Genomic DNA, 10,988 nt, shown 5'->3' with positions numbered 1-10,988 from the left:
GGCCACCGGTATACCCACGCCAGCAATGACCACCCGAAAGATCAACCAGCCGCCTCAACGGCCTTGATCAACAGTTAGCGAAAGACCGAGGCTAGAGCACCACGTTCCGCCGGCTGTAGGTGAAAGCTCTTCCCACGCCACGGAGCGCTCGTACTACACGCTCCCGGCCGGGAAGCCACATAACCTCAAGCGGGTGGACGTGCTGCTGCGCGGCGGGCCAGGCGACGGTCAAGTCGTCCCGGGAGGCGGGGAGACTGCTGTGTGGCGAGCCTGCCTGTACGAGATCTCACCGGCGGTGGAACACCGGCACGGACGGGACCTGCCCGTGTACCACCACCGCCCCGACTGCTGCGAGCCATACGGGCGAGGCTCCGATGACCGCTGCGAGTAGCCCGTGCAGTTCCTGGGGGCATTCCCGGTGGAACCCTCGCCGCTCGTTCTCCTAGCAGTCGTGTCGACTCGCCGTCCGGTCGCTACCACATCCTGTGGGGCGCCCACAGCATCGCCACGTCACCCGTGAATTGAACGATCAACTTCAAGGGATCGGTGCTCGTACGCAGTCAGGGTCGTGAGGCGGCCGCCGGACGGAAAACCGCCGAAGGCAAAGACCACGCAGCTACGGGCGTTGCCGAGGTGGGAGCGCGTCCCGCCAACAGCCCTCATCGGCGGTGTCCGGCAAGCCACAATTGTCGTATCAGCCGGTCCACGGATGATCCGGAGCGGGCGCTCGGGTTCCCGGCCGGTGGAGGCTCATCCAGGTCCCTGAACCGAACCGGGCATTTGCCACGGGAGGTCGACATGAGCACCCCGCAGGAAGATCAGGGCGGCGCAACGGACGTCGTCAAGGAGCCGACCACGCTCATGAAGCTCGAGGTCGTCGTCATCCCTGTGGCTGACGTCGACCGCGCCCTGCGCTTCTACCAGGGCTTGGGGTGGCGGCTCGATGCGGACTACGAGGCCGGCCCGAAGTTCAGGATCGTGCAACTGACGCCGCCGGGGTCGGTATGCTCGATCCACCTCGGCCGCGGGCTCACCCCCGCGGCGCCTGGCACTGCCCAGGGCACCTACCTCGTGGTCTCCGACATCGATCAAGCCCGCGCTGACCTGATCAGCAGGGGCGTGGAGGTGAGCGAGGTCTACCACAACGTCTACGACACCGGCGACCAGGAACGGGTGGACGGCCCAGCCCCAGACCGTCGCAGCTACGCCTCATTCGCCTCGTTCACCGACCCGGACGGCAACGGGTGGCTGCTGCAGGAGGTCAAGGAGCGGCAACCCGGACGGTGACCAGTCCGCACGACCGAGGAGGTATTGACTGATGGACGTTGAAGATCTTGCGCAGCTCCTGCATGAGGCGGCCGAACACCACGGCTCGTTTGAGGCGGTTGCCCCACCGCACGACTGGTGGGACTGGTACGCGGCGTACATGCGTGCGCGTGAAACCGGGAGCCCCGCGGACGATGCTTCCGCGGCCGCTGGGCGCTACATGGCAGAGGTCAAGCACGTTGTCGTCTCACCCGCTTGACGCCCGCACCGGTATCTGAACTGAAGAACCTGACGGTGGGCTCTTCTGGCAACAGCCGAGCTCGCCGGCAACGCTGCGCGCGGCTCTCGGTCCATCCCTGCAAAGTGCGACGATCCGGTTTGGTGCCGGCCTATACCGTCCAGGTGCCGGCAGACGGCGCGCCACCATCGTCCCCGGTCATCGGCCTAGCCGTTGCCCCAGCTATTTGGCGTTGAAGTAGTTCGCCTCCGGGTGATGCACCACGATCGCGTCCGTCGCCTGCTCCGGCACCAACTGGAACTCCTCGGACAGCTGCACCCCGATCCGCTCCGCGCCGAGCAGCTCCACGATCTTCGCCCGGTCCTCCAGGTCCGGGCAGGCGGGGTAGCCGAACGCGTACCGGCAGCCCCGGTAGTCGGTGCGCAACAGACCGGCCAGGTCCGCCGGGTCGTCGTCGGCGAGCGTACGCCCGCCGGGCAGCGTCAGCTCGGTCCGGATGCGCCGGTGCCAGTACTCGGCCAGGGCCTCGGTGAGCTGCACCGACAGGCCGTGCACCTCCAGGTAGTCGCGGTATTCATTGCCGGCGAACATCTTCGCCGTGTACTCGCTGATCGGCTGGCCGACGGTGACCAGCTGCAACGCCACCACGTCCAACTCGTCGCCCTGGGGCCGGAAGAAGTCGGCCAGGCAGAGCCGCCGCTCCTGCCGCTGCCGGGGGAAGGAGAACCGGGCTCGCTCGCTGTGCCCGTTCTCGTCCAGCACCACCAGGTCGTTGCCCTCGGAGTACGCCGGGAAGTAGCCGTACACCACGGCCGCCTCGAGGACCTTGTCGGCAATGAGCCGGTCCAGCCAGTAGCGCAGCCGGGGCCGCCCCTCGGTTTCCACCAGTTCCTCGTACGACGGTCCCTTGCCGCCGCGGGCGCCACGCAGCCCCCATTGGCCGAGGAAGGTGGCCCGCTCGTCGAGCAGCGCCGCGTAGTCGGCCAGCGGCACCCCCTTGACCACCCGGGTGCCGAAGAACGGCGGGGTGGGCACCGCCACGTCGGCGGCCACGTCGGAACGGACCGAGGCGTCGTCCAGCTCAGGCAGCGCCTCGCGGACCATCGCCCGTTGCCGCTCCCGACGCTCCCGGCGGGCCGCCAGGGCGGCCTCCCGCTCCGGGTCGACCATCGGCGCGCCGCCCCGCTTGGCCGCCATCACCCGGTCCATCAGGGACAGCCCCTCGAACGCGTCCCGGGCGTAGTGCACCTGCCCGGGGAACGCCGACCGCAGGTCGTCCTCCACGTACGCCCGGGTGAGCGCCGCCCCGCCGAGCAGGACCGGCCAGCGCTCCGCGACGCCGCGCGAAGCCATCTCGGCCAGGTTCTCCTTCATGATGACCGTGCTCTTGACCAGCAGCCCGGACATGCCGATCGCGTCGGCCCGGTGCTCCTCGGCGGCGTCGAGGATGGCGTTGATCGGCTGCTTGATGCCGATGTTGACGACCTCGTAGCCGTTGTTGGACAGGATGATGTCGACCAGGTTCTTGCCGATGTCGTGCACGTCGCCCTTGACCGTGGCGAGCACGATGCGCCCCTTGCCGCCGTCGTCGTCGGACTTCTCCATGTGCGGCTCCAGGTACGCCACCGCGGTCTTCATCACCTCGGCGGACTGGAGCACGAACGGCAGCTGCATCTGGCCGGAGCCGAACAGCTCACCGACCACCTTCATGCCGTCGAGCAGCAGGTCGTTGATGATCGACAGCGGCGCGTGTCCCTCCGCCATCGCGGTGTCCAGGTCGGCCTCCAGGCCGTTGCGCTCGCCGTCGATGATTCGGCGCTTGAGCCGCTCGTCCAGCGGCAGCGCGGCCAGCTCCTCGGCCCGGGTGGCCCGCGCCGACGCGGCGTCGACGCCCTCGAAGATCTCGATGAACCGCTGTACCGGGTCGTAGCCCTCGCGGCGGCGGTCGTAGACCAGGTCGAGGGCGGCATCGCGCTGCTCGTCGGGGATCTTCGACATCGGCAGGATCTTGCTGGCGTGCACGATCGCCGAGGTCAGGCCGGCCTGCGCGCACTCGTGCAGGAAGACCGAGTTGAGCACCTGCCGGGCCGCCGGGTTCAGGCCGAACGAGACGTTGGAGATGCCGAGGGTGAAGTTGACCCCCGGGTAGCGGGCCGCGATCTCCCGGATCGCCTCGATCGTCTCCACCCCGTCGCGGCGGGTCTCCTCCTGCCCGGTGGCGATCGGGAAGGTCAGCGCGTCGATGAGGATGTCCTCCCGGCGCAGCCCCCACCGGCCGGTGAGGTCCTCGATCAGCCGTACCGCGACGCGCACCTTCCAGTCCCTGGTGCGGGCCTGGCCCTCCTCGTCGATGAGCAGGGCGACCACGGCGGCGCCGTGCTCCCGGACCACCGGCATGACCCGCGCGTAGCGGGACTCCGGGCCGTCGCCGTCCTCGAAGTTCACCGAGTTGACCACGCAGCGCCCGCCGAGCATCTCCAGCCCGGCCTCGATCACCGCCGGCTCGGTGGAGTCCAGCATGATCGGCAGGGTGGACGCGGTGGCGAATCGGCTGGCCAGCTCGCCCATGTCCGTCGTGCCGTCCCGGCCGACGTAGTCGACGCAGAGGTCGAGCAGGTGCGAGCCGTCCCGGGCCTGGCCGCGGGCGATCTCCACGCAGGCCTGCCAGTCGCCGGCGAGCATCGCCTCGCGGAACGCCTTGGAGCCGTTGGCGTTGGTCCGCTCCCCCACCATCAGGGTGCTGGAGTCCTGGGCGAACGGCACGTGGTGGTAGATCGACGAGACGCCCGCCTCCGGCTTCGGCTCCCGGGCCACCGGCCGCGCCCCGCGCAGCCGCTCGACCAGCACCCGGATGTGCTCGGGGGTGGTGCCGCAGCAGCCGCCGACGAGGCCCACGCCGTACTCGGTGACGAACTGTTCCAGGGCGTCGGCCAGCTCGACCGGCGTGAGCGGGAAGTATGCCCCGTCGGCGGTGAGTACGGGCAGGCCGGCGTTCGGCATCACCGAGATCGGGATGCGCGAGTGCCGGGCCAGGTAGCGCAGGTGCTCGCCCATCTCCGCCGGGCCGGTGGAGCAGTTGAGGCCGATCAGGTCGACGCCGAGGGGCTCGATCGCGGTCAGCGCCGCGCCGATCTCGCTGCCCAGCAACATGGTGCCGGTGGTCTCCACGGCGACCTGGCAGATGATCGGAACATCCCGCCCCAGCTCGGCCCGCGCCCGCTTCGATCCGACCACCGCCGCCTTGACCTGGAGCAGGTCCTGACAGGTCTCGATGATCAGCGCGTCCGCGCCGCCGGCGATCAGGCCGGCGGCGTTCTCCTGGTACGCGTCCCGCAGCGAGGCGTACGAGGCGTGCCCGAGGGTCGGCAGCTTGGTGCCCGGGCCCATCGAGCCGAGCACGAACCGGGGCTGCTCCGACGTCGCGTACGCGTCGGCAGCCTCCCGGGCCAGCCGCGCCCCCGCCTCGGAGAGCTCGCGGATCCGCTCCGCGATGCCGTACTCGGCCAGGTTCGGCAGGTTGGCGCCGAAGGTGTTGGTCTCCACGCAGTCCGCGCCGGCGGCCAGGTACGCCTCGTGCACGCCCCGGACGACGTCCGGGCGGGTGACGTTGAGGATCTCGTTGCAGCCCTCGAGGCCGTCGAAGTCGTCCAGGGTCAGGTCGGCGGCCTGGAGCATTGTCCCCATCGCCCCGTCGGCGATGAGGATCCGGTCTGCCAGCACATCGAGCAACGAAGTCCGCACAGAGCCAGGTTAGTGCGGCAGTTCGAAACCCGGTCGAGGCACTCAGCGGTTCCCACATACTGTCAGCGGGATCACCGTGCCCTAATCATCCGTTCTGTCCGACGGGTCGGCCCGGCCGACCGGCGCGGCCGACGGGCCGCATCCCGAACCGGCACGTAGGCTGGCGGACGTGAAGGACATCAGGGACGCGACCGTGCACGGCGGGCGGACGTCCGGGCGGGGACCCGGCGACGCTCCCGACGAGCAGGGTGAGGTGACGGCGTGACCGAGTTCGACGGGCTGCCGGTGCTGCGGTCCCCGGTCGCCATCGCGGCCTTCGAAGGGTGGAACGACGCGGCTGACGCCTCCACCGCCGCCGTGGAGCACCTGGAGCAGGTCTGGCAGGCCCGGCAGGTGACCGAGCTGGACCCCGAGGACTTCTACGACTTCCAGGTGAGCCGGCCGACCATCACCATGGCCGAGGGCGAGACCCGACGGGTGGAGTGGCCGACCACGCGCTTCATGGTCGCCAGCCCGGAGGGCACCGAGCGGGACGTGGTGCTGATTCGCGGCATCGAGCCGAGCATGCGCTGGCGCACCTTCTGCGAGCAGGTCCTGGAGATCTGCCACAGCCTGGAGGTCGAGCGGGTGGTGCTGCTCGGCGCGCTGCTGGCCGACGTGCCGTACACCCGGCCGCTGCCGATCAGCGGCAGCGCGTCGGACGCCGACGCGGCGAAGCGCTACCAGCTCACCCCGACCCGCTACGACGGCCCGACCGGCATCGTCGGCGTGCTGCACGACGCCTGCAGCCGGGCCGAGGTCGACGCGGTGTCGTTCTGGGTGCACGTACCCCACTACGCCAACAACCCGCCCTGTCCCAAGGCCACCCTCGCGCTGCTGCACCGGGTCGAGGAGGTGCTCGACCTGCCGGTGCCGATGGCCGACCTGGCCGAGGAGGCCGCCGAGTGGGAGCAGCGGGTGCGCAGCGCCGCCGAGCAGGACGCCGAGCTGGGCGAGTACGTCCGGGAGCTGGAGGAGCGGGTCGGCGACGCCGGTATCACCCCGTTGACCGGGGACGAGATCGCCCAGGAGTTCGAGAAGTACCTGCGCCGCCGGGGCGGCTCCGCCGGCCCGACGGCCGGCTCCTGGTAGCGATCGAGCGGTCGAGAACCGGGTCCTTCGGGGCCCGGTTTTTCGGGTCCGGGGTGGCGACGTCACCGCCTCTACGGCATCCTAGGAACCTAGCTGTCATGAGGAGGCGGGCATGCAGATCAACCCGGGCGCGGCCGAGTTCCCGCACCGCCAGATCGCCGCGCAGCTCAAGGCCCAGGTCCGCCGCGGCGACTGGGCGCCCGGCGAACGACTGCCGTCCATCCCGGCCATCGCCGAGATGTTCGGCGTGGCGAAGCAGACCGTGCAGCGGGCCGTCGACCAGCTGCGGGTCGAGGGCATCCTGATCACCAAACCCGGCTCCGGTACGTACGTCCGGGGCACCCGGCGCCGGCTCAACCGCCTCTCCCGGGGGCGGTACGGCGGCTTCCGCGGCTATCACACCGATCTGGCCGCCCGGTACAAGCAGCAGCTCGTCGCCGTCGGCCGGGCCCCCGCCCCGCCCGAGGTGGCCGACGCGTTCGGGGTCGCCGACGGCACCGAACTGCTGTGCCGGCGCCACCTGGTCCGCACCGACGAATCCCCGGTCGAGGTCGGCGCCTCCTGGTTCCTGCCGGCCGACACCGCCGGCACCTCCCTGGAACGGGCCGAGGCGTTCGGCCGCCCGCTCTACCAGGAGGCCGAGGAGGCCACCGGCCGGCGGTACGTCAGCGCGACCGACACGATCAGCGCCCGCCAGCCCAGCCGGGAGGAGGCGGAGACGCTGCAGATCCGGCCGGACACCCCGGTGCTGCACCTGCTGCACGTCGCGTACGACGAGCGGCGCAGACCGATCGAGGTCGCCCAGGCCACCTGGCCCGGTCCGATGACCACGCTCACCGAGGAGTACAAGATCCCCGCCCCGGCCGAACAGCCCGACCCGGATCCCGGCCTCGTCCTCGGCTGACCGCCGCCGCCGGGCGGCCGCTCAGAGGCGGATGCCGAGGAGCGCGTCGACGGTGTCCGCGAAGAGCTTCGGCGCGTCGGCGTCGTCGGCGACCCCGGCCAGGGCCTGCGCGGCCCAGTCGTCGACCACCGCCAGGGCGCCCGGGGTGTCGAGGTCGTCGGCGAGTCGGGCGCGTACCGCGGCCAGGAACGCCTTCCCGAACGGCCCGGCCGGCACGGCGGCGGCCCGGCGCCAGCGCGCCAGCCGCTCCTGCGCGGCGGCGAGCAGCTCGTCGGTCCACGAGCGGTCGGCGCGGTAGTGCCCGCTCATCAGGGCCAGCCGCATCGCCATCGGGTCCACCCGGTCCGCCCGCAGCCGGGACACGAAGACCAGGTTGCCCTTGGACTTCGACATCTTCTCGCCGTCCAGGCCGATCATGCCGGCGTGCACGTAGTGGTCGGCGAACGGCGCCTCGCCGGTGAGCCGCTCGGCGTGCGCCGCCGAGCACTCGTGGTGCGGGAAGATCAGGTCGTTGCCGCCACCCTGCACGTCGATCCGGTCGCCGAGCAGGTTCAGCGCGATCACCGCGCACTCGATGTGCCAGCCGGGCCGGCCGGCCCCCAGCTCGCCGCCCGGCCAGGACGGCTCGTCCTCCCGGGCGCCCCGCCACAGCAGCGGGTCGAGCGGGTCGCGCTTGCCGGCCCGGTCCGGGTCCCCGCCTCGCTCCGGGAAGAGCTTCAGCATCTCGTCCCGAGACAGGTTGGACTCGTAGCCGAACGCGGGGGCGGCGGCGATGTCGAAGTAGACGTCGTCGGTGCCGTCGTCGAGCCGGTACGCGGCGCCGTCCTTGAGCAGGACGAGCACCTGCTCGGCGATGTCCGGGATCGACTCCACCGCGCCGACGTAGTGCGCCGGCGGGATGATCCGCAGCGCCTCCATGTCCTCGCGGAACAGTGCGGTCTCCCGCATCGCGAGGACCTTCCAGTCCTCGCCGTCGCGCTCGGCCCGCTCCAGCAGCGGGTCGTCGATGTCGGTGACGTTCTGCACGTACCGGACGGTCAGGCCGGCGTCCCGCCACATCCGCTGCACCAGGTCGAACGTGATCATGGTGGCGGCGTGGCCGAGGTGGGTGGCGTCGTACGGGGTGATGCCGCAGACGTACATCGCCGCGTCCCCGTCGGGCTGGCTGGGCTGGACACCTTGCCGTGCCGAGTCGTACAACCGCAGTGGCTCGCCCCTACCCGGCAGCCGTGGCACCTCGTGTCCCGCCCAAGACTCCATGACCGTCAGCCTAACGATCCGTCAGGCCCTCGCGTGCCGGGCTACGGGTGATCAACGCGACAATGGTTCACATCGGCGGCCAGGGCATGGCCGGCCAGTCCTCCGGGGGCAGCGGGAAGCGGCCGGTCCCGCGCAGCCGGTCCACCCGGGCCGCCAGCTCGGCGACCTCGCTGATGGTCAGGTGCTCGGCGAGCTCGTCGCCGAGGGCGCCGGTGAGTTGGCCGGCCAGCCCGTCGAGCATCGCCACCGCGTCCGGCGGCAGCTCCCGGCCGGCCCAGCCCCAGAGGACCGTACGCAGCTTCTCCTCGACGTGGAAGCAGACGCCATGGTCGACCCCGTAGATCCGGTCGTCCGGGCCCACGATCACGTGACCGCCCTTGCGGTCGGCGTTGTTGAGCACGGCGTCGAGGACGGCGAGACGGGCCAGCCGCGGGTCGTCGGCGTGCGCGAGCGCGTACGCCGCGCCGTCGTCGTCGCGGGCCGCGGCCACCGGGAACCAGCGCGGCGGCACCGCCTCGGCCGGCACGAACCCGACCAGCGGCTCGGCGTCCTCCGGCTCGTCGATCCAGAGCTGGCAGGAGCCGGGCCCGAACGGGCCGTCCCGCAGCACCGTCGGTGGCACCAGGTCCCAGCCGCTCGCCCGGGAGACCAGGTACGCCGCGACCTCCCGGCCGGCGAGCGTGCCGTCCGGGAAGTCCCAGAGCGGACGCTCGCCGCGTACCGGCTTGTAGACGCAGCGAACCGTCATCCCGTCCAGGCTGAGGATGCCGCGCAGGGTCGTGTTGGAGGCCTCGACCAGCCGCCCCTCCAGGGCCAGCTCACCGTCGCTGAGCAGTCGCAGCGCGGCGGCGCCGTCCTGTCGGGGCTGGAGTTCCGACGAGGTCACCGGTGATAACCGTTGTGCCGCGGGCAGAGGTGGCCCGCCGGGTCCAACGGCTGGCCGCAGAGCGGGCAGGGCGGGCGTCCGGCGTTGACCACCCGGCGGGCCCGCTCGATGAACGCGCGGGTCGCCTCGGGAGTCAGCCGGACCCGGAGCCGGTCGAGGTCGTCGTCCGGCTCGTCCGGATCCTCGTCCTCGTCGTCGTCGGCCTCGCCCAGCGCGACCTCGACCTCCGTCTCACCGACGGCGATCGCCTCGATCACCACGGTGGCGCTGTCCACGTCGAAGGCCAGGCCCAGCGTGCCGACCCGGAACTCCTCGTCGACCGGGTTGTCCAGCGGGTCATTGTCGCCGACCGCGGCGGGGAGCTCCGGCAGCTCGACGCCGAAGCGGCGCTGCGCCTCGGAGAGCAGCTCGTCCAGCTTCTCGGCGAGCAGGGACACCTGGACCTTCTCCAGCGCGACGCTAACCACCCGGCCACCGCCGCGCGCCTGCAGGAAGAACGTACGCTCCCCCGGCGGGCCGACGGTTCCGGCGACGAACCGCTCGGGCGGCTCGAAGGCGTGCACCTGGTGGGTCATACTCATGACCCTATCCGGCGGGTGGGAACGTCGCGCAGCGCACCGACGCTGAATCCGCCCAAGGCGAAACGCCGGGGCCCAGGAGGGCCGTTGCCGGGCGCGCCGGGCCGGCTCACCCGGCCGCTCCCGCGCCGCCGCCCACCGCCGCATCCGAGTCCGTCGCCCGCGCCGCCCGCCGGCGCCGCTTGCGGGGCGGCGGCACCAGGCCGGCCAGGTCACCGCCGGTGTCGTTCAGCCGGACCAGAAACGGCCGCATCGGCGTGTAACGGATCGCCGTCACCGACGCCGGGTCCGCGACGATCCGCTGGAAAAGATCCAGGTGTACGCCGAGCGCGTCGGCCACGATGGCCTTGATCACATCGCCGTGGCTGCAGGCCAACCACACCGCCTCCGGTCCGTGCTCGGCGGTGACCCGCGCATCCCAGGCGCGGACCGCCGCGACCGCGCGCGCCGACATCGCCGCCATCGACTCCCCCTCCGGGAACACGGCGGCGCTCGGATGCTGCTGGACCACCGGCCAGAGCGGCTCCTTCGCCAACTTCTTCAGCGGCTGCCCCTCCCAGGCGCCGTACCCGCACTCGATCAGGCCCTCCTCCACCACCGGCTCGGCCTCCGGCAGCGCCAGCTCCAGGGTCTGCCGGCAGCGGATCAGCGGGCTGGTCACCACGGCCGCGAGCGGCAGTCCCTTCAGCCGCTCCCCGACCGCCATGGCCTGGGCTCGACCGGTCTCGTCCAACTCGACCGGTTGCCGCCCGGCCAGACCGCCGTCGGCGTTCGCGGTGGTCCGGCCGTGTCGCAGAAGCAGAAGGGTCGCCACGGTGACCACCCTAGGTGTTCAGGCCCGGTAGGCGCGTCTGTGGTTGCGCTTGTCTCTGTGGTTGCGTTTGTGTCTGTGGTTGCGGTTGTCGGGTGTGGCCCGCCCGGGCCCCCGCCCGGCCCGCCGCCGGGGGTCACCAGCCCGGCCACGCCCGCCCCAACCACCGCCCG

General features: G+C 71.6%; 10 protein-coding genes. 5 read left to right on the top strand and 5 right to left on the bottom strand.

The annotated features are described in order from the left end of the window. Positions 1 to 193: 193 nt before the first annotated feature. The 3 genes from ACFYOS_RS35790 to ACFYOS_RS35780 all read left to right on the top strand — a co-directional run bounded on the left by ACFYOS_RS35790 (position 194) and on the right by ACFYOS_RS35780 (position 1,525). Positions 194 to 391: a hypothetical protein gene (locus ACFYOS_RS35790; RefSeq protein WP_387151591.1), complete on the top strand. Its 198-nt coding sequence runs from the start codon at positions 194 to 196 to the stop codon at positions 389 to 391. A gap of 407 nt (positions 392 to 798) precedes the next feature. Then, entirely contained in the window at positions 799 to 1,287 is a 489-nt protein-coding gene (locus ACFYOS_RS35785; protein WP_387151588.1) for a VOC family protein, read from the top strand. 31 nt (positions 1,288 to 1,318) lie between these two features. Then, positions 1,319 to 1,525, top strand: coding sequence for a bleomycin resistance protein (locus ACFYOS_RS35780; protein WP_387151585.1), 207 nt, complete (start codon positions 1,319 to 1,321; stop codon positions 1,523 to 1,525). A gap of 201 nt (positions 1,526 to 1,726) precedes the next feature. On the opposite strand, the gene metH is transcribed toward ACFYOS_RS35780, so the two are convergent. Further along, positions 1,727 to 5,245 (bottom strand): methionine synthase, encoded by a 3,519-nt coding sequence (gene metH / locus ACFYOS_RS35775; protein ID WP_387151581.1) that lies wholly within the window; start codon positions 5,243 to 5,245, stop codon positions 1,727 to 1,729. Positions 5,246 to 5,506: 261 nt separating this feature from the next. Here metH and ACFYOS_RS35770 point away from each other — a divergent pair, with 261 nt between their 5' ends. After that, positions 5,507 to 6,376: a PAC2 family protein gene (locus ACFYOS_RS35770; RefSeq protein WP_387151578.1), complete on the top strand. Its 870-nt coding sequence runs from the start codon at positions 5,507 to 5,509 to the stop codon at positions 6,374 to 6,376. A 112-nt stretch (positions 6,377 to 6,488) separates the two neighbouring features. After that, on the top strand, positions 6,489 to 7,280 hold the full coding sequence (locus tag ACFYOS_RS35765) for a GntR family transcriptional regulator (RefSeq protein WP_387151575.1): 792 nt from the start codon (positions 6,489 to 6,491) through the stop codon (positions 7,278 to 7,280). A gap of 21 nt (positions 7,281 to 7,301) precedes the next feature. Here ACFYOS_RS35765 and mshC read toward each other — a convergent pair whose 3' ends face one another. The 4 genes from mshC to ACFYOS_RS35745 all read right to left on the bottom strand — a co-directional run bounded on the left by mshC (position 7,302) and on the right by ACFYOS_RS35745 (position 10,827). After that, a complete protein-coding gene (gene mshC / locus ACFYOS_RS35760; RefSeq protein ID WP_387151572.1) occupies positions 7,302 to 8,540 on the bottom strand; it encodes a cysteine--1-D-myo-inosityl 2-amino-2-deoxy-alpha-D-glucopyranoside ligase in 1,239 nt (412 codons plus the stop codon). Between the two features lie 67 nt (positions 8,541 to 8,607). Next, on the bottom strand, positions 8,608 to 9,426 hold the full coding sequence (locus ACFYOS_RS35755; protein WP_387151570.1) for an SCO1664 family protein: 819 nt from the start codon (positions 9,424 to 9,426) through the stop codon (positions 8,608 to 8,610). After that, complete coding sequence (locus ACFYOS_RS35750; protein ID WP_387151567.1) at positions 9,423 to 10,001, bottom strand: DUF3090 domain-containing protein; 579 nt, start codon at positions 9,999 to 10,001, stop codon at positions 9,423 to 9,425. Before ACFYOS_RS35750 ends, ACFYOS_RS35755 begins: the two co-directional genes overlap by 4 nt. Positions 10,002 to 10,113: 112 nt before the next feature. After that, complete coding sequence (locus ACFYOS_RS35745; RefSeq protein ID WP_387151564.1) at positions 10,114 to 10,827, bottom strand: histidine phosphatase family protein; 714 nt, start codon at positions 10,825 to 10,827, stop codon at positions 10,114 to 10,116. Positions 10,828 to 10,988: the final 161 nt, after the last annotated feature.

Source organism: Micromonospora sp. NPDC005806 (assembly GCF_042871425.1).
In the GTDB taxonomy this organism is placed as follows: Bacteria; Actinomycetota; Actinomycetes; order Mycobacteriales; family Micromonosporaceae; genus Micromonospora.
The sequence above is the reverse complement of the archived record's forward strand: the minus strand, read 5'-3'. Positions and strand labels throughout refer to the sequence as shown.

Bases quoted from the DNA above. Each gene is read 5' to 3' on its own strand.
- ACFYOS_RS35785 (WP_387151588.1), top strand. From the start codon at position 799: ATGAGCACCCCGCAGGAAGATCAGGGCGGCGCAACGGACGTCGTCAAG.
- ACFYOS_RS35780 (WP_387151585.1), top strand. From the start codon at position 1,319: ATGGACGTTGAAGATCTTGCGCAGCTCCTGCATGAGGCGGCCGAACAC.
- ACFYOS_RS35765 (WP_387151575.1), top strand. From the start codon at position 6,489: ATGCAGATCAACCCGGGCGCGGCCGAGTTCCCGCACCGCCAGATCGCC.
- mshC (WP_387151572.1), bottom strand. From the start codon at position 8,540: ATGGAGTCTTGGGCGGGACACGAGGTGCCACGGCTGCCGGGTAGGGGC.
- ACFYOS_RS35750 (WP_387151567.1), bottom strand. From the start codon at position 10,001: ATGACCCACCAGGTGCACGCCTTCGAGCCGCCCGAGCGGTTCGTCGCC.